Raw genomic sequence first — 18196 nt, 5'->3', positions numbered from 1 at the left:
GCTTCTCCCTTAACTTTTGGCCGGTGTGGCAGGTTGCATATCGCTGGCATGTTTCTGAACGTACTGCGTCAGAACGCGCAGTTGTTCTTGTGACAGCGAGGTGCGAGGAGCCATACCTTTAATCACGCCGATCCACTGGTTGGCGTTGAAGCGATCAAGGGCGGTCAGGCCGTGGCAGCCGGTACAGTTGGCGGACATCATATCGGCAGTGTAACGCCAGATTTTCTGCTCATCGTCGATCAGTTGTTTACGTGGCAACCAGACCTGCAGTGAAACCTGATGCCAGACCAGGCCGGTTTCGGCATCGGTCATGGTGCTGCCGGTTTTCAGCAGTTTGCGCGCATCTTCGCCCAGCAGGACGCTGAGGATACGTTTACCTTGCGCGGCGTAGAATACTTCGCTGACGCCATCCTGTTGCCAGCCGCTGACATCTACCAGCACCTTGTCACCTTCCTGTTTCACAACGTGAACTTCGGTTGAAGGCATCAGGTTACCGGCATTATGCGTATCGTCGGCTTTCAGGAAGAACGGTTCGGTGGCGATGGTGAACAGCGTGGTTGCTGTTGGAGAGGTTTCCGCCGCGGCTTTCGCCAGTTCGGCAGCGCCCGCCTGTGCGGCACCGCTCATATCCGGCAGGATATGCGCAACGCCCTTATGGCAATCGATACAGGTTTCGCCTTGCTTGATGGCCACCGGGTGCTGAATACGGGCTTCAGGACGCTGGGCGGTGATATCCATGGCATCGAAGCTATGGCAAGAACGGCAGGTGGCTGAATCGTTTTCTTTCAGCGTCTTCCAGACCGATTGCGCCATGGCCAGCTTATGGGCTTCGTATTTTTCCGGGGTGTCGATTTTGCCGGTCACTTCGCCGTAAATGTCTTTCACCGCGCGGATCTTGGTCCACAGGTAATCGAGCGGCTCATGAGGGACGTGGCAATCGGCACACTCAGCGCGGATCCCCTTGGAGTTCTGGAAGTGGACACTGCCTTGATATTCGGCCAGAGGTTGTTGCATGGTGTGGCAGGAGACGCAGAAGGCGGTATCGCTGGTTTTATGGAAGACCGTTGCGGTCCCTGCCAGCAGTGCGGCACCGAGAATAATCCCGATCACCAAAATCCAAAGCCATCCCCACCGGCGTCGCTTTTCAAAGCCAGCTTGTTTTTTGCTCATATTGAACCCACTTATAGTTATGAAATACCAAGGAAAAACTTGCCAAAAAGGTTTCGACACCAGGTCAGAAACATCTGGATAAGTATAGATATTTTCGCAAAAGAAACCTAATACCTTAGGGGTATTTACAGTGAAAAGTAGAGTGATTGAACAATAAAATAGCGTTATGTGCTAAATTATATAGCGCTTTTCTTTGATAAAAAGAAGAGAAATTGGAGGGAACAACGTCACAATACAGGCAGATATGCCTGTTGGTTCAACCATAGGTGGATCGCCGTTCTGCTCGCTTCAAAATGGGGCTCCGGCAGGTCGTTCGGGGAACACCAGCGCCATTCGGCACATTTTTCCGGCTCTTTCAGCTCGGCTTCTCCTCCTGGATGCTGAACCAGCATACAGATCGACACCGTATGCTTTCCCTCTGCACGCCAGGTTTGCAGATTATTGCTGACGCCAATAAAGGTTGGCGGATCTATCTGCAACCCGGTCTCTTCGGCGATTTCGCGTTGGGCGCACTGTTCAAAGGTTTCCCCCGCGTCCAGATGCCCCCCAGGGATCGACCAAAAAGGGGCATGGGTGCTGCAGCGTTTCCCCAGCAGGATTTGCCCTTGAGCGTTAACGATTATGACCCCGATACCGGTGGCAACCATGTTGTTATCTTCCTTCAGCACTGTTTCAGCACAGTATGCCATTTTCCCCTGTGGATGGGGGCTTTAGCCATAAAAGTGTGCGTAAGGTCAAAAAACTATCACGCCGAGATCGAGAAAACTTGCTTTCGATGATAGCTGCTCACACACTCATTGAAACGTTTCAGCGTCATCGATGGCCTGGTTAGGCGATGGGTAACGCTCCTTTTTCTTAACTTGGCTGAAACGATTCAATTCGGCAGGAGAGGAGAACCATGTTCCAGTTGTCACAGCAAGATATTCACCTGGGAGCTGCCGCTAGCGGCAAACAGGAAGCCATCCGGCAGGTAGCGGCAGCGCTTACCTCCGCCGGATGCGTCAGCGCCGCCTATGTTGACGGCATGCTGCAGCGTGAGCTGCAAACCTCCACTTATCTGGGCAACGGCATCGCCATTCCACATGGCACTACAGATACCCGCGATCTGGTGCTGAACACCGGTGTTCAGGTATTCCAGTTTCCACAGGGTATCGAGTGGGGCGAAGGCCAGACAGCCTATGTAGTGATCGGTATTGCCGCGCGTTCCGATGAACACCTGGCGCTACTGCGTCAGCTCACACACGTGCTCAGTGATGACAGCGTCGCCGAACAGTTGGCAAAAACGACTTCAGCCGAAGAACTGCGCAGTTTGCTGATGGGCGAGAAACTGGCGGCTGAATTTAAGTTTGATGCCTCATTGATTGCTCTTGATGTGGCCGCTGATTCGCTGATGACGCTGCAAGCGTTGAACGCGGGCCGTCTGCAAAAAATCGGTGCGGTTAACGCCCAGTTTGTCAGCGATGTGATCACCCGCAAGCCGCTGAATCTGGGGCAGGGGATCTGGTTGAGCGACAGCACCGAAGGCAACCTGACCAGCGCAGCCACCGTCAGCCGCCCGGCACAGGCGTTTGATGAGGAAGGTGAAAAGGTCGCACTGTTGCTGACCGTCGCTGTCGCCGATCAACAACCGCTGACGGTGCTGAACTACTTAAGCGATCTGTTAGTGAGCCAAAAAGCTGAACGCTTGCTGAACGCCGATGCGGTAGGGGTGCTGGCGTTACTGACCAGCGAAGTTGCTGAAGAGAGCGCGGTTCTGAGTGCGGAATACGTGGTGCGCAACGAGCATGGCCTGCATGCCCGCCCAGGCACTGCGCTAGTCAACGTAATCAAACAGTTCTCGAGTGAAATTACCGTCACCAATCTCGACGGCAGCGGTAAACCGGCTAACGGCCGCAGCCTGATGAAGGTTGTGGCACTGGGAGTGAAAAAAGGTCATCACCTGCGCTTTACCGCCAGTGGTGACGATGCTGAAGCGGCGCTGAAAGCCATCGGCGAAGCCATCAGTGAAGGTCTTGGCGAGGGTGCAGCATGAGCAGAAGAGTAGCAACCATAACCCTGAATCCGGCTTACGATCTGGTGGGCTTTTGCCCGGAGATCGAACGGGGTGAGGTTAACCTGGTAAGAACTGCCGGTCTCCATGCGGCAGGTAAAGGGATCAACGTTGCCAAGGTACTGAAAGATTTAGGTATCGACGTCACCGTTGGCGGTTTCCTTGGTAAAGACAACCAGGATGGTTTCCAACTGCTGTTCAGCGATTTGGGGATTGCCAACCGCTTTCAGGTGGTCCCTGGGCGTACACGTATCAACGTTAAGCTGACGGAAAAAGACGGTGAAGTGACCGATTTCAACTTCTCCGGTTTTGAAGTGACGCCGCAGGATTGGGAACGCTTTGTGGTGGATTCCCTGAGCTGGCTGGGCCAGTTCGACATGGTAGCGGTCAGCGGTAGCTTGCCAGCCGGGGTTGCCCCGGAAGCCTTCACCGAGTGGATGACCCGCCTGCGTGCGCAGTGTCCGTGCATCATTTTTGACAGCAGCCGTGAAGCGCTGGTGGCCGGGCTGAAAGCCTCGCCGTGGTTGGTAAAACCTAACCGTCGTGAGCTGGAAATCTGGGCAGGCAAACCCTTGCCGAAGTTGGAAGATGTGGTGGAAGCCGCTCACGCCCTGCGTGAACAGGGCATTGCCCACGTGGTGATCTCACTGGGTGCCGAAGGCGCGCTGTGGGTTAACGCCTCTGGTGCCTGGATCGCCAAACCGCCAGCCTGTGAGGTGGTCAGCACCGTGGGTGCCGGTGATTCCATGGTCGGCGGCCTGATCTACGGCCTGCTGATGCGTGAATCCAGCGAACATACCTTGCGCTTGGCCACTGCCGTGGCTGCCTTGGCAGTGAGCCAGAGCAACGTTGGCATCACCGATCGCCCGCAGTTGGCCGCGATGATGGCGCGCGTCGATCTGAAACCCTTTAATTAATCGCAGGAGTCAGAATGAAAACGCTGCTGATGATAGACAGTTCGCTCGGGCAGGCTCGTAGCCACCTGGCGAAACGCATGCTTGAGGCCGCTGCGGCCAAAACCGGCCTGACGCTGGTTAATACGGCCAACGAGGCCGAACTGGTGGTGGTAGCGGGTGTTGCTGCACCTGCTGACGCTGAGCTGAACGGCAAACAGGTTTATATCGGTGATGTGGAACACGCGGTGCGTGAACCAGAAGCCTTCCTGGCCACGGCACAGGCGCAAGCCAAACCGTATCAGGCGCCGGCCCAGACGGTAGCACTGGTAAAATCTGCCGGTCCGAAACGCATTGTTGCCATTACCGCTTGCCCGACCGGCGTTGCGCATACCTTTATGGCGGCCGAAGCCATCGAGAGCGAAGCCAAGAAACGTGGCTGGTGGGTGAAAGTGGAAACCCGTGGCTCCGTCGGTGCCGGGAATGCGATCACTCCAGAAGAAGTGGCGGCGGCCGATCTGGTCATTGTCGCGGCAGATATCGAAGTGGATCTGGACAAGTTCGCTGGCAAGCCGATGTACCGCACCTCAACCGGTTTGGCGTTGAAGAAAACCGCGCAGGAACTGGATAAGGCACAGGTAGAAGCCGAGATCTTCCAGCCGCAAAAAAGTGGCAGCACCGCGAGCTCAGGCAAGAAGAAAGAGAGCGCAGGGCCTTATCGCCACCTGCTGACCGGCGTGTCTTACATGCTGCCGATGGTGGTGGCGGGTGGTCTGTGTATCGCGCTGTCGTTCGTGTTTGGTATCAAGGCGTTTGAAGTAAAAGGTACGTTGGCTGCGGCGCTGATGCAGATCGGTGGTGGTTCGGCCTTTGCGCTGATGGTGCCGGTTCTGGCGGGTTACATCGCGTTCTCCATTGCGGATCGCCCGGGCCTGACGCCGGGCCTGATCGGCGGTATGTTGGCGGTTAGCACCGGTGCGGGTTTCCTTGGCGGTATCATTGCCGGTTTCCTGGCGGGTTACGTGGCCAAGGCCATCAGCGGTAAGCTGCGTTTGCCACCGAGTATGGAAGCGCTCAAGCCGATCCTGATTATTCCGCTGGTTGCCAGCCTGATCACCGGTTTGATCATGATTTATGTGGTGGGCACGCCTGTCGCCAAGATCATGGTCGGCCTGACCAACTGGCTGCAATCGCTGGGCACCGCTAACGCGGTACTGCTGGGCGCAATCCTCGGTGCGATGATGTGTACCGATATGGGCGGCCCGGTTAACAAGGCGGCCTATGCCTTTGGTGTAGCGCTGTTGAGTTCTTCGGTCTACGCACCTATGGCGGCGATTATGGCTGCAGGTATGGTGCCACCGCTGGCGATGGGGCTGGCTACTATTCTGGCTCGTCGCAAGTTCGAGAAGTCTGAGCAGGAAGGGGGCAAAGCCGCGTTGGTGTTGGGCCTGTGCTTTATCACTGAAGGGGCAATTCCGTTTGCCGCCCGTGACCCGATGCGCGTTCTGCCGTGTTGTATCGCTGGTGGAGCCCTGACCGGTGCGCTGTCGATGGCCTTCGGTGCAAAACTGATGGCACCTCACGGTGGTCTGTTCGTGCTGTTGATCCCTGGTGCTATCTCGCCGGTGCTGCTGTATCTGCTGGCGATTGTGGCGGGTACCCTGCTGGCGGGCGTGGCCTATGCGGTCCTTAAACGCTCTGAAGCGCCGGTAGCCACGGTGGCGTAACGACAACCGCAAAATAAAAAGCCGGCATCTGAAAAATGCCGGCTTTTTTATGTCCGCAGAAAATTACTGCTGCGCCTTCAGCCAGGCAATCTCCTCGGCCCAGATATCCGGGTTCACCGTCTCCAGGATCAGTGGGATGTTATCGAAGCGCTCGTCGCGCATGATATAGCTGAACACGGTCTTACCGATATTACCTTCACCCAGGCTGTGGTGGCGGTCAACGCGGCTGCCAAACTCGCTCTTGGCATCGTTAAGATGCATACCGCGCAGGTAGTTAAAGCCCACTACGTCGCCCAGCTCTTTAAACGTCTTCTGGCAATCCTCTTCGGTACGCAGGTCGTAACCGGCGGCGAAAGCGTGGCAGGTATCAATACAGACACCGACGCGGCTCTTGTCTTCTACACCGTCGATGATCGCCGCCAGATGTTCAAATTTGAACCCCAGATTGCTGCCTTGCCCGGCGGTATTCTCGATCACTGCGGTGACGCCTTGGGTTTTATCCAGCACGATGTTGATCGACTCAGCGATCCTTGCCAGGCATTTATCCTCATCGATCTGCATCAGGTGGCTGCCCGGGTGGAAGTTCAGCAGCGTCAGCCCCAGTTGCTCGCAGCGTTGCACCTCATCAAGAAACGCCTCGCGGGACTTCTCCAGTGCCTCCGTTACCGGATGGCCAAGGTTAATCAGATAGCTGTCGTGCGGCAGGATTTGCCCTGGGCCATAGCCGTACTGTGCGCAGGCACTTTTAAACTTGTCTATCACGTCGGCAGGCAGCGGGGCAGCCTTCCATTGACGCTGATTTTTAGTGAACAGGGCGAATGCGGTCGCCTCTAATTCGTGTGCGCGGATCACGGCCTGATCTACGCCGCCAGAAGCGCTGACGTGTGCACCGACAAACTTCATTTTCATTCTCCTGTGTTATCGGCTCCATTATGGCATTGATAAGCGAAGGATTGAATGGCGGTGAAAAGAAGCGGGCCTGGAAAACTAGGCCCGCAGTATGAAGTGGGGATTAAATCAGGTGCTGCACCAACAGGTTGATTGCACCGCCGCCGATAATCAGCCAGACGAACAGCAGCGTCGCCAGCAAGATGGGTTTCACACCAGCCTGACGTACCGCGCTAATGTGGGTGGTCAAACCTAAAGCGGCCATGGCCATGGCCAGCATCCAGGTGTCGATGGTGATCAGATGCTGTACCAGCGTGGCCGGGATCAGGTTGAACGAGTTCAGCCCGGCAACGGCGATAAACAACACGGCGAACCACGGAATGGTGATGGCCGATTTTTCACTCTTGCTGCCGTTACCGGCCTGGCGGCTGATATAGCCAGACAGCAACAGCAGGAACGGGGCTAACATCATGACGCGGATCATCTTGGAGATCACCGCCGCGTTTTCCGCATCCGGGCCGATGGCATGGCCAGCAGCAACCACCTGAGCCACTTCATGGATTGTCGAACCCGCGTAGATGCCGAAGGTTTCCTGCGTCAACGGCAGCCACTGGAAGTGCTCATTCAGCTGATACAGCCACGGATAGGCAAAGATCGCCAGCGTACCAAACACCACTACGGTAGAGACAGCGACGGCAACCTTGCTGGAGTCTGCCTTCAGCACCGGCTCGGTGGCCATCACGGCTGCGGCACCGCAGATGCTGCTACCGGCACCGATCAGCATGGTGGTTTGGCTGTCGAGGCCGAACACTTTTTTACCCAACCAGCAGGCCAGCAAGAAAGTGCTGCTCAGGGTCAGGGCATCAATAATGATCCCGCTGGCCCCCACGTCGGCAATTTGCTGGAAGGTTAAACGAAAGCCATAAAGAATGATCCCCAGGCGCAGCAGCCGCTGTTTGGCCAGCTGTACGCCGGTATGGCAGCTAGGTTGCAACCAGGGATAAAGAGTGTTGCCGACCAGGATGCCGCACAGGATCGCCAGCGTCAGGGCGCCTAATCCCAACCCGGCAACCCAGGGAACATCGCCCGCCCAGACCGAAAACGCAGTCAGCGCGCCGGTCAGCAGTAAGCCTGGTATCAGCCGTGGTAGTCCAAACAGGGGAAAACGCTGTTCGGGGTAGGGTTGAGTGCTGTGACTCGCCATGATTATTCTGTCCTCTGCTAAATTCCTGAGTGCAATGATAAAAGCAGGTGACCTAAAAGAGAAATTGATTATATATTTATAACTTATCGGAATAAGTGGTTGATCACCTGGACGGGTCGGCTACTCCGCCAAGCCTAATTCTGTAAACGTGATAACCTTATAAGGCAGGGCGGTGAGCTTACCGACGCCGTGTGACTGATTTTTTGGTGTTTTCATTTAAATGGTTTTGTCTTTTACCCTATGGATTTCAAGTTGCAGCTAGGCGACAAGCTTGTTCATCCCCAGGAGCTTACTTTTGTAAGTGACTGGGGTGGACAAGCGCAGGTAACAACGCTGCAGCTTGAAAGACGACGGGTATAACCATTCTTTTTATGTCGAGGCTGTTATGCATATCACTTTGCGCCAACTGGAAGTTTTTACCGAGGTGCTGAAAAGCGGATCCACCACTCAGGCCTCAGTGGTATTGGCTTTATCACAATCGGCGGTCAGCGCGGCGCTGGCCGATTTGGAAGGGCAACTAAAGGTGTTGTTGTTCGATCGCGTGGGTAAACGCCTGGTGATCAACGAACATGGCCGCTTGCTATATCCCAAAGCGCTGGCTCTGCTGGAGCAGGCCGGGGAAATTGAACAACTGTTCCTGCATGATAGTGGCGCGTTACGCATCGCCGCCAGCAGCACCATCGGCAACTATATGCTGCCAGAGATGATCGCCCACTATCGCAAAGATTTTCCTGCGACCCCGTTGGAACTGAACGTGGGCAATAGTCAGGAGGTGATTGTTGCGGTAGCCGATTTTCGTGTCGATTTGGGGTTGATAGAAGGGCCGTGCCACATGCCTGAGTTGGTCACCCAGCCGTGGCTTGAAGATGAGCTGGTGGTGTTTGCCGCGCCGGATAACCCATTGCTACAGCAACCGGTGACCCTGGCAACGCTGGCCAGCGCCCCTTGGATCCTGCGGGAGCGCGGGTCTGGCACGCGGGAAGTGCTGGATCATCTGCTGTTGGCGCATCTGCCAAATTTCCAGTTGGTGATGGAGTTGGGCAACTCGGAAGCGATCAAGCACGCGGTACGCCACGGTATCGGCATTAGTTGCCTGTCACGTCGCGTAGTGGAAGAACAGCTGGCTAGCGGGGTGTTGGTGGAACTGAGTATCCCTCTGCCACCATTGATGCGCACGCTGTATCTGATCCATCACCGGCAAAAACACATTTCCAATGCGCTACAGCGTTTCTTGAGTTATTGCGTTGGGCAAAAACCGATCAAGATCGCATAAAGTCATCATTAGGACCGCTGCTAATAATTGGCCGCGGATTATGAAGCTATCTTATATCAGGGCAATGTTACTAGTTCGCTGGCGGGTATTTGTTACAATCCGGCCCTCATTTTTGACGAGCAGATAGGGTAAGAATGGCTCAGCAGGATATAAAAACAGCGGGGCAGCAAGCACCCGGATTACGCCGCGAGCTGAAAGCGCGGCATTTAACCATGATTGCCATTGGCGGTTCCATCGGTACCGGCCTGTTTGTTGCCTCTGGCGCAACGGTTTCCCAGGCAGGCCCAGGCGGCGCGTTACTCTCCTATGCATTGATTGGTCTGATGGTGTATTTCCTGATGACCAGCCTGGGTGAGCTGGCGGCGTTTATGCCGGTTTCAGGTTCGTTTTCCACCTATGGTGCCAAGTATGTTGAAGAGGGCTTCGGCTTTGCGCTGGGCTGGAACTACTGGTACAACTGGGCGGTGACCATTGCGGTCGACCTGGTGGCGTCACAGTTGGTGATGAACTACTGGTTCCCAGACACGCCGGGCTGGATCTGGAGCGCCCTGTTCCTTGGCCTGATGTTCTTGCTTAACTACATCTCGGTCAAAGGCTTCGGTGAAGCGGAATACTGGTTCTCGCTGATCAAGGTAAGCACGGTAATTATCTTTATCGGCCTTGGCGTTCTGATGATTTTCGGTATTCTCAAGGGCGGTGAAAATGCCGGTTGGCATAACTGGACGATCGGTGATGCGCCGTTTGCCGGTGGCTTCTCGGCCATGATTGGCGTGGCGATGATCGTTGGCTTCTCGTTCCAGGGCACCGAGCTGATCGGCATTGCGGCGGGCGAGTCGGAAGATCCGGGCAAGAACATTCCACGCGCTGTGCGTCAGGTGTTCTGGCGTATTTTGCTGTTCTATATCTTCGCGATCCTGATCATCAGCCTGATCATTCCTTATACCGATCCAAGCCTGTTACGCAATGATGTGAAAGACATCAGCGTCAGCCCGTTCACGCTGGTATTCGAACATGCTGGCCTGCTCTCTGCGGCGGCGGTGATGAACGCGGTTATCCTGACGGCGGTACTCTCTGCGGGTAACTCCGGGATGTATGCCTCAACCCGTATGTTGTTCACGCTGGCTTCGGAAGGTAAGGCACCACGCATTTTCGCCAAGCTGTCAAAGGGCGGTGTGCCGCGTAATGCGCTGTATGCCACCACCGTCGTAGCGGCGCTGTGCTTCCTGAGCTCGATGTTTGGTAATCAGTCCGTTTATCTGTGGCTGCTTAATACCTCGGGCATGACCGGTTTTATCGCCTGGTTGGGGATTGCCATCAGCCACTACCGTTTCCGCCGCGGCTATGTGATGCAAGGGCACAGCCTGAGCGATCTGCCGTATCAATCCGGTTTCTTCCCGTTGGGGCCAATGTTTGCCTTCGTGCTGTGCTTGATCATCACGCTGGGGCAGAACTATCAAGCCTTCCTGGCGGATCGTATCGACTGGTACGGCGTGACGGCAACCTACATCGGTATTCCACTGTTCCTGATTATCTGGTTCGGTTATAAGCTGACGCGCGGCACCAAAGTGGTGAAGTACAGCGAAATGGAATTCCCGAAGTGGAACCCTGATAAGTAAGCGATTAGCTCTAGACGCGGCGGGTTACCGCCGCGTTATCCTCTTTCCTTGAAATCCCCAGTTAAATTCCCAACCAAAATAATGCCTGCACACGATAGCAATCAATAATGATGATTGAGCATCTGGCTGCCCCTCACCCCAACCCTCTCCCATAGGGAGAGGGAGCCGATCGGCGTTGTTATTAGATATGGGAGTACAGCTTTGGCACCTTACGCTGGGCAGGGAGTTGGTACGGAGTTGTGGTGAGGTACAGGGCTGAAGTGGAGGATGTCATTGAGTTGTAGCACGGACAGTCCCCTCTCCCTGTGGGAGAGGGTTAGGGTGAGGGGGTCAGAATCAGAAGTTGTAAGTCATACCCACGGTATAACGACGGCCATCCAGCGTGGTGTTGAAGTGTTCGTAATCCACGGTTTTATCCAGAATGTTGTAAACCCCGCCGCTAAGCTGCAGGTTTTTAAGCGCCTGGTAACTCACCCCGGCATCAACAAAGGTATAGGATGGTGTGCTGACCGCCATTGAGGTACGGCTCAGGTATTCCGAGGTTTCGCTGCGGAAGTTAACGCGTGACCACAGGCCGAGATCCTCAGTAGCTTGCCAATCCAGCACGCCATTGATCATGTGCTTCGGCATCTGGTTCAGCGCCTTGCCCTGGAACTCACCGCTCTTCTGTTCAGACTCGGTAAAGGTGTAGTTGGTGCTCAGCTTCCAGTCTTCGGTGATCTGCCAACCGGCGGTCACTTCGATACCGCGCATATTGGCTTTATCCACGTTGACGCGGTCACTGACGAAATCATAAGTGGTGTCACCGATGGTGCAGGCCGGATCCTCTGAACTGTTACAGCGGCGAACTTCGGTGATTTTGTCTTTGAAATCGGTGTTGTACAGGGTGATGCCAGCGTTCAGTCCCTCTTGGTTATCCCACAGGATGCCGACCTCTTCACTGATGCTTTTCTCTGGCTTCAGATCCGGGTTACCCACGATGATACCGTTGCTCACGCCACCGCCGGTGATCTGGCCCCAGTTGGCAGAGGATTGACGCAGGTCTGGTGAACGGTAGCCCGCAGAAACCCCACCTTTCACGGTCCACTGTTCGGTCAGGTGCCACACGCCGTACATGCGTGGTGTCCAGTGGCTGCCGTAGTTCTGATCCTGATCCATACGGATCCCGGTGGTCAGGCTGAAATCGTTGGTCAGTGCCCATTCGTCTTCGGCGAACAGCGCCCAGCTCCAGCGGGTCAACTGGTCCAGACCGTCGGCGGCCTCAAGTTGGTTGCCACCGTCATGCAATTTCTCGTAGCGGTATTGCCCGCCAAGGTTAAGCATGTGTGAGCCAAGGTCAAACTGGGTCTGGGTATTGAAGATGGTGTTGTACATCTTCATGTTACGCCCAGGGTTATTGGTCTCTTCCCGCTGAATGTAGCTGGTGCTGTTACCAAAGTCGTAATAGCCGTTATGGGTGATCGAGTAGTTATTACGGGTATACAGATTGTCGCTGGAGGAGTTCGGTTTACAGACGCCTTTGCGGCAGTTTTCTAATGCTACGGACTTACCTGGCGTGCTGTTGCGATCCTGTAGCGAACGGCCAATTTCGAAATCAAAGTCGTTCTTTTCATCCGGCGTCAGGCTGAATACCGCCGTGCCGCTGCGCATACGCTGTTCGTTAAAGCCATTGGTGAAGTGATCTTCCCCACGATGGGAGAACAGACCATTCACCCGCAGGCCAAGCAGCCCATCGATCAGCGGGCCAGAGGCGTAGGCGTTGGTCTGGTAGATATCACCGGAATCCCGGTCTTCCTGAATGGTGGCATCGCCTTGCAGGGAGCCAACCCAGTCTTTAGTGGTCGAGGTTTTGCGCGTGATGATGTTGATCACCCCGCCCATGGCGTCGGAGCCATAGAGTGAAGACATTGGCCCGCGTACCACTTCAATGCGTTCAATAGCCTGCAATGGCGGCAACCAACCTTGCTCGATACCGGCGTTATCGCTGTTAGGGCGGGTACCACGCGTATCGACGCGTTTACCGTCGATCAGGATCAGCGTGTACTTGGAGGACATACCACGAATGCTGATATCGCTGCTGCTGGCACCGCCGGTTACCACCACGCCCGGTACGTCTTTCAACGCATCGGTGACGTCGCGGTAGGCGCGGGTTTCCAACTGTTGGCGAGGGATCACCGATATGGTAGCCGGCGAATCTTGAATTCTTTGCTGGAAACCGGAGGCGGTGACCACCATGGTATCTTCAGTTTGTGCCAGAGCGCTGCCGCTGGCGAGTGATGCGAGGATTAACGCGGTTAAAGTGTTATAGCTTGGCTTTTCCATTGGGTTAAATATTCCCGTCCCGAGGTCAACAGGTTTTCCTGTTAGTTGTTTGATTTAAAAGAATATGTTTTCACGCTGCCGCGAGAATTCCCGTTGCGTGAGGAAAACGTCAGGCCATTGTAAGGAAATTGACAGAAATGTAAATGCAAATGATAACTCGTATCATTTGTATATTTGATCAGTAATGCGTTGAAACCAGAGGAAAAGGAGGGGTATAGCCCGGCGCAGCGCAGTGGTGCGCCGGGTGGGTCAGCGTTTCTGGATGTAAGTGATCGCCAGTGCCAATGCCAGCACCAGCCCTTTGATGATATCCATGGCGTAGTAGGGCACAGAGAGCATCACCAGGCCGTTTTGCAATACGCCCAGGATAATCGCGCCAACCAGGGTACCCAGCGCATTAGGCTTGCCGGAGCCCGCCAAGGAGAAGCCGATATAGGCCGCTGCTACGGCATCCATCAGATAACCGCCACCGGCATTAACCTGTGAGGAACCGATACGTGACGCCAGCAAAATACCGCCAAGGCCCGCCAGCAGGGAGGAAAGCACGTATGCGGTAACCCTGTAACGTACCGTACGGATACCGGAAAGCCGGGCGGCCTCCGGGTTACCGCCGATGGCATACATCCGGCGGCCATGCTTGGTCAGCGACAGGAAAAGCTGCATGATCACCGTCACTGCCAGCATAATCAGCACGATCACCGGTACCTGGCCCAACGTGGAAAAGACCTCTGGGATCACGCCTTCGGCCATATCCCCGTTCGGCAGCACCATATTCTGGGTGATAGAGCCGCCGTAGCTGTAGGTCATGGCCACGCCCTGGATAACGAACAGGCTGGCAAGCGTGGCGAGCATATCGGGGATCTTCAGCACCACGATCAAAAAGGCATTGAACAGGCCGACCAGCGTACACAGCAGCAGCGTCAGCACGATGGCACCGGTGGTGCCAAAGCCGTACCAGGCAAACAGCGAGATCACCAACGCATTAGCCAACGACGCCGTTGAGCCGACGGAGAGATCGAAGCCACCCACCGAGAGCGAGATCGACACGCCAATGGCAATCACCGTCACGATGGCGATCGAACGCAGAATGTTGATGATGTTATTGGCATCGAGGAAATTGTCGGAAGCCAGGCCAAACAGCGCGATCAAGGCGACAACGGTGAGCAACATCCCCCATTTATACAAAAACTCAAACAGCTGGTGGCGCCAGGGCAGAACGCTTTTCAGGGATAATTCTTTACTCACGCAGGAGTTCCTCCGGTGGAATACAGTAATAGGGTTTCTTCATCAATATCAGCGGCGTTGAGCTCCGCCACCACGCGGCCATCCCACAGCACGCAGATGCGATCGCACAGGCCTACCAGCTCGGAAAACTCGCCGGAAGCATAGATAATGCCTTTGCCGTCACGTGCCAAACCGTCGATCAGCCGGAACAGATCCTGTTTGGCCTTGATATCTACGCCTTTGGTGGGTTCGTCAAAGATCAGCACCTCGGCGTTGCCACGTAACCATTTGCCGATCGCCACTTTTTGCTGATTGCCACCAGACAGGCGTGCCAGCTTTTGCTGTGGGCCGGAGGCCCGTACGCCAAGCCGTTGCATAATCTCTAAGGCCCAGCGCAGTTCCTGACGGCGGCTGAACAGGCTCCAGCGGGAGAAGCTGTCATCGGCACTGACGCTCAGGTTCATCGGGATGGCTTCGTTGATAAAAATGCCTTCCTTGCGGCGCTCTTCCGGCACCAGCGCCAGGCCTTGTTCTACCGAAAGATGCGGTGAATGCGGTGCCCAAGGTTTGCCGCGCAGCTCTCCCTGCGTCAATTTGCTGGGGGTTGCACCGAATAACGCCTTGCAAAGCTCGGTCTTACCTGCGCCCGCCAGCCCGGCAATGCCTAGGATCTCCCCTTGATGCAGGGTTAAAGAGACGTCACGCAGTTTATGGCGATCGTGCAGCCCTTCTACTCGCAGCAACGGGCGTGAGCCGTGTGGTGGGCGGGGGGCCGGAAAGATATCGTCCAGCGAATGGCCCAGCATTTTTTCGACGATCTGCTCACCACTCAGGCCCTGCATGCTGCCTTCACCGGCATGTCGACCGTCGCGCAGTACCGTCAAATGGTCGCAGACGGTTTTCAATTCGTGGATGCGGTGGGAAATAAACACGATGCCTATGCCTTCGGCGCGCAAGCGGCGCACGATGTGGAACAGGCGTTCGCTCTCCTTGCTGTCTAGCGGGGCCGTCGGCTCATCAAGCACCAGAAAACGACAGCGGTGGGATAGCGCCCGAGCCAGCAGCACCTGCTGTTTCTCCGCCAACGTACAGGCCTCCAGGCGTTGGCGTGGGTTGATATTCAGCCCAAGCTGCTGCAACAGCGCGGCGGCCTGGCGATGCAACTGCCGCCAGTTCAGCAGATGGCCCGGCTGATTGAGCCAGTCCAGCATGATGTTTTCCGCGACCGACAGTGTGGGGATCAGCGCCACATCCACCTCCTGCTGCACCACCTGGATCCCGTGCTGGCGGGCCTGCAGTGGCGAGTGAATATCGACCTTTTGGCCGTCGATAAAAATTTCACCCTGATAATGGTTATGCGCGCCGGAGAGAATGCCCATTAGCGTGGATTTGCCCGCGCCGTTGGCCCCCACCAGCGCATGAGTCGAACCGCCTTGCAGCGTAAAGTCGACGTTTTGCAGTGCGTTGAACCCGGCAAAGGCGATGGAGATATTGCGCATCTCCAGGCGTGAAGCGGTATTGGTCGGCATAGTTTGGCTGAAGACGTTGCGCCCCTCGTGTTTCAAATCGCGGCGTGGTGGCGGCAACGTGAAATTCATTTGGATGTATAGACGGCTAAAGAAACTCTTTTGTAACACGAATTGCCATTTTTGCAACATGCAAAATGGTATAGCTCAGATAAAACCCGGATCACAGCCCTTACTGCTGGTCAGTTAAGCAAGAAATACGCGTTGTGATGCCCTCTCCCAAAGGAAGGGGACTGACCGTGCTATAAGTTGCCTCCTGTGCCCGCTTGCGGCTCCAGACTAGCTCCCTCTCCCGCAAACAAGTGCTTATGAGATCCAGGATTTTATAATGGGAGAGGGCTGGGGTGAGGGGGATTGGTAACCTAGAATCCTAAGCGATCGCGCAGGGCGTAGTAGGCGGCCCCTAGGGCGGTAAATGGCACCTGTAAATGGCGGCCACCGAAGAACGGCAAATGGGGGAGTTGGGCGAAAGCATCAAAGCGTTCCGCGTCGCCGCGCAGCACTTCGGCAATCAGTTTGCCTGCCAGATGCGTCAAGGTCACGCCGTGGCCGCTGTCGCCTTGCAGGTAGTAAACGTTATTTTCCAGCCGGCCAAACTGCGGCATGCGTGACAGGGTCAGCAGGAAATTGCCGGTCCAGCGGTAATCGATGCGCACCTTCTTCAACTGCGGGAAGGTTTTGAGCATCAAGGGCAGGATCCTGGCGTCGATATCCGCCGGATCCTGTGCGCCATAAACCACGCCCCCGCCGTATAACAAACGGTTGTCTGCCGTCAGGCGGAAGTAATCCAGCAGGTAGTTGCAGTCTTCAACGCAGTAATTATCCGGCAGCAGGGAAAGGGCCATATCCGCAGATAAAGGTTCGGTGGTGATGATTTGCGAGCCGCAGGGCATGCTCAAGCGGCTGAGGCGCGGTTCTAGCTTCTCCCCCAGATAGGCATTGCCCGCCAGGATCACCAGGCTGGCGCTGACGGAACCCTGCGCTGTGTGTAGCTTGTTAGGTTGGCCATAATCGATATGGGTGACTGCCGATTGTTCAAACAGCCGCCCACCGTGGCGGCGTACCGCTTCGGCCTCACCCAGCGCCAGATTTAACGGATGCAAATGGCCACCTTGGCGATCCAGCAGCCCGCCAACATAGCGTTCGCTGGCCACGGTGCGGCGCATGGCTTCCCCGTCCAGCAATTCCAGTTGCTGGTGGCCATAACGCTGCCAGTGGTTCATCTTTTGTGTTAATTCGTTGAATTGACGTGAAGTGAGAGCGGCGGCCACCGCGCCGGGGCGATAGTCACAGGCGATGGCGTAGCGATCGATACGCTGGCGAATGATCTCCGCCCCTTCAAACATCATGCTGCCGAGCATTGCCGCGGTCTGCTGGCCGTAGCGAGCCTCAATCACATCGATATCGCGGCTGTAGGAGTTCACCACCTGCCCACCGTTGCGCCCACTGGCTCCCCAACCGATGCGGGCGGCTTCCAGCACCACCACGTCGTAACCGGCCTCGGTCAGATGCAGGGCGCTGGAGAGGCCGCTAAAACCGCCACCGACGATGCAGACATCGCAGCGGATAGCCTCGTTCAACTGGGGATAAGGAGCGTGGGGGTTGGCGCTGGCGGCATAATAGCTGGCAACATGTTCCATCATCACTCCTCCGGCGGATCTTGTCAGAAGGTGGTTGGGGTGTGCGCGCTGACGATCTTGCAAACGCGCGTTGAGGTATTGCTGAAGCTGTGGGGCATGCCGGTGTTGATGGCATAGCTCTGGCCAGCCGTCAGCAGATAGGTCTGGCCGTTGACCGTCAGCATGATCTCCCCTTCCAGCAGCGTGCCGATCTCTTCGCCCTGATGCTTGATCTTCTCACCGGTAGTGGTGCCTGGTTGATAGGTCTCCAGCATCATGGCCAGGCTGCGGGTTGGGCTGCCGTTATGCACCAGCTTCATCGAAACGCCTTGGCTGCCGATCTCAATCAGATCGTCCGGCTCGATCACCACTTTGGGTTCATCTGGCCGTTCAGGTTCAGCAAAAAATTCAGACAGCGATAACCCATAGACCTTCAGCAGTTTCTGCAGCGTACTGATGGCAGGGCTGACTTTGTCCTGCTCAATGGTGCTGATGGCGCTGTGGGTTAATCCGGACAGTTCGGCGACCCTACGCTGTGACAAACCCAAGTGCTGACGGATCTGCGACAGGCGCTTGCCTGGTGCCAAGCTGACTTCGCTCATAGCGGTAGTTCCTTCTGGTAGGAGCGACAGGTTGGGAGCACACCCGGAGCCGGGTACCTGTCTGAGTGATATCGAAACCACA

General features: G+C 55.9%; 14 protein-coding genes. 5 read left to right on the top strand and 9 right to left on the bottom strand.

The features are described from left to right. Positions 1-9 precede the first annotated feature (9 nt). The gene (locus tag WN53_RS25030) at positions 10-1170 is read right to left on the bottom strand and encodes a NapC/NirT family cytochrome c (protein WP_024484969.1); all 1161 of its coding nucleotides are present in this window, start codon (positions 1168-1170) and stop codon (positions 10-12) included. Positions 1171-1397: 227 nt separating this feature from the next. Continuing rightward, positions 1398-1859, bottom strand: a complete 462-nt coding sequence (locus WN53_RS25025; RefSeq protein WP_024484970.1) for a nucleotide triphosphate diphosphatase NUDT15 — start codon at positions 1857-1859, stop codon at positions 1398-1400. Positions 1860-2068: 209 nt separating this feature from the next. On the opposite strand from WN53_RS25025, the gene fruB reads away from it, so the two are divergent. From fruB to fruA, 3 genes are read left to right on the top strand one after another with little or no spacing between them, the layout of a single operon-like run. After that, on the top strand, positions 2069-3202 hold the full coding sequence (gene fruB / locus WN53_RS25020; RefSeq protein WP_024484971.1) for a fused PTS fructose transporter subunit IIA/HPr protein: 1134 nt from the start codon (positions 2069-2071) through the stop codon (positions 3200-3202). Beyond that, positions 3199-4137, top strand: coding sequence for a 1-phosphofructokinase (fruK, locus tag WN53_RS25015; RefSeq protein WP_021805853.1), 939 nt, complete (start codon positions 3199-3201; stop codon positions 4135-4137). Before fruB ends, fruK begins: the two co-directional genes overlap by 4 nt. Before the next feature lie 14 nt (positions 4138-4151). Continuing rightward, entirely contained in the window at positions 4152-5840 is a 1689-nt protein-coding gene (fruA, locus tag WN53_RS25010; RefSeq protein ID WP_024484972.1) for a PTS fructose transporter subunit IIBC, read from the top strand. A 63-nt stretch (positions 5841-5903) separates the two neighbouring features. On the opposite strand, the gene nfo is transcribed toward fruA, so the two are convergent. After that, positions 5904-6743 carry a deoxyribonuclease IV gene (nfo, locus tag WN53_RS25005; protein WP_024484973.1) on the bottom strand — a complete coding sequence of 280 codons (840 nt, stop codon included), beginning with the start codon at positions 6741-6743 and terminating at the stop codon, positions 5904-5906. Positions 6744-6852: 109 nt separating this feature from the next. Continuing rightward, positions 6853-7932 (bottom strand): YeiH family protein, encoded by a 1080-nt coding sequence (locus WN53_RS25000; protein WP_024484974.1) that lies wholly within the window; start codon positions 7930-7932, stop codon positions 6853-6855. A gap of 385 nt (positions 7933-8317) precedes the next feature. On the opposite strand from WN53_RS25000, the gene yieE reads away from it, so the two are divergent. Together yieE and WN53_RS24990 are read left to right on the top strand one after the other, a co-directional pair. Next, a complete protein-coding gene (gene yieE / locus WN53_RS24995; protein ID WP_024484975.1) occupies positions 8318-9205 on the top strand; it encodes a DNA-binding transcriptional regulator YeiE in 888 nt (295 codons plus the stop codon). Positions 9206-9339: 134 nt separating this feature from the next. Further along, positions 9340-10821 carry an amino acid permease gene (locus WN53_RS24990; RefSeq protein WP_024484976.1) on the top strand — a complete coding sequence of 494 codons (1482 nt, stop codon included), beginning with the start codon at positions 9340-9342 and terminating at the stop codon, positions 10819-10821. 336 nt (positions 10822-11157) lie between these two features. Here WN53_RS24990 and WN53_RS24985 read toward each other — a convergent pair whose 3' ends face one another. The 5 genes from WN53_RS24985 to puuR form a co-directional block, all read right to left on the bottom strand. Continuing rightward, positions 11158-13143 (bottom strand): ligand-gated channel protein, encoded by a 1986-nt coding sequence (locus WN53_RS24985; RefSeq protein WP_024484977.1) that lies wholly within the window; start codon positions 13141-13143, stop codon positions 11158-11160. 249 nt (positions 13144-13392) lie between these two features. Then, positions 13393-14388, bottom strand: coding sequence for an ABC transporter permease (locus tag WN53_RS24980; protein ID WP_024484978.1), 996 nt, complete (start codon positions 14386-14388; stop codon positions 13393-13395). Next, positions 14385-15896: a sugar ABC transporter ATP-binding protein gene (locus tag WN53_RS24975; protein WP_024484979.1), complete on the bottom strand. Its 1512-nt coding sequence runs from the start codon at positions 15894-15896 to the stop codon at positions 14385-14387. The genes WN53_RS24980 and WN53_RS24975 overlap by 4 nt, the downstream gene beginning before the upstream one ends. 359 nt (positions 15897-16255) lie before the next feature. Further along, complete coding sequence (locus WN53_RS24970; protein ID WP_024484980.1) at positions 16256-17536, bottom strand: NAD(P)/FAD-dependent oxidoreductase; 1281 nt, start codon at positions 17534-17536, stop codon at positions 16256-16258. A 20-nt stretch (positions 17537-17556) separates the two neighbouring features. Next, on the bottom strand, positions 17557-18114 hold the full coding sequence (gene puuR / locus WN53_RS24965) for an HTH-type transcriptional regulator PuuR (RefSeq protein WP_021805845.1): 558 nt from the start codon (positions 18112-18114) through the stop codon (positions 17557-17559). Positions 18115-18196: the final 82 nt, after the last annotated feature.

Source organism: Serratia fonticola, from assembly GCF_001006005.1.
Lineage (GTDB): Bacteria > Pseudomonadota > Gammaproteobacteria > Enterobacterales > Enterobacteriaceae > Chania > Chania fonticola.
This window is presented reverse-complemented; position numbering and strand designations above follow the sequence as displayed.

Coding starts and splice junctions, on each gene's coding strand:
- WN53_RS25030 (WP_024484969.1), bottom strand. CDS start 1,170: ATGAGCAAAAAACAAGCTGGCTTTGAAAAGCGACGCCGGTGGGGATGG.
- WN53_RS25025 (WP_024484970.1), bottom strand. CDS start 1,859: ATGGCATACTGTGCTGAAACAGTGCTGAAGGAAGATAACAACATGGTT.
- fruB (WP_024484971.1), top strand. CDS start 2,069: ATGTTCCAGTTGTCACAGCAAGATATTCACCTGGGAGCTGCCGCTAGC.
- fruK (WP_021805853.1), top strand. CDS start 3,199: ATGAGCAGAAGAGTAGCAACCATAACCCTGAATCCGGCTTACGATCTG.
- fruA (WP_024484972.1), top strand. CDS start 4,152: ATGAAAACGCTGCTGATGATAGACAGTTCGCTCGGGCAGGCTCGTAGC.
- nfo (WP_024484973.1), bottom strand. CDS start 6,743: ATGAAGTTTGTCGGTGCACACGTCAGCGCTTCTGGCGGCGTAGATCAG.
- WN53_RS25000 (WP_024484974.1), bottom strand. CDS start 7,932: ATGGCGAGTCACAGCACTCAACCCTACCCCGAACAGCGTTTTCCCCTG.
- yieE (WP_024484975.1), top strand. CDS start 8,318: ATGCATATCACTTTGCGCCAACTGGAAGTTTTTACCGAGGTGCTGAAA.
- WN53_RS24990 (WP_024484976.1), top strand. CDS start 9,340: ATGGCTCAGCAGGATATAAAAACAGCGGGGCAGCAAGCACCCGGATTA.
- WN53_RS24985 (WP_024484977.1), bottom strand. CDS start 13,143: ATGGAAAAGCCAAGCTATAACACTTTAACCGCGTTAATCCTCGCATCA.
- WN53_RS24975 (WP_024484979.1), bottom strand. CDS start 15,896: ATGCCGACCAATACCGCTTCACGCCTGGAGATGCGCAATATCTCCATC.
- WN53_RS24970 (WP_024484980.1), bottom strand. CDS start 17,536: ATGATGGAACATGTTGCCAGCTATTATGCCGCCAGCGCCAACCCCCAC.
- puuR (WP_021805845.1), bottom strand. CDS start 18,114: ATGAGCGAAGTCAGCTTGGCACCAGGCAAGCGCCTGTCGCAGATCCGT.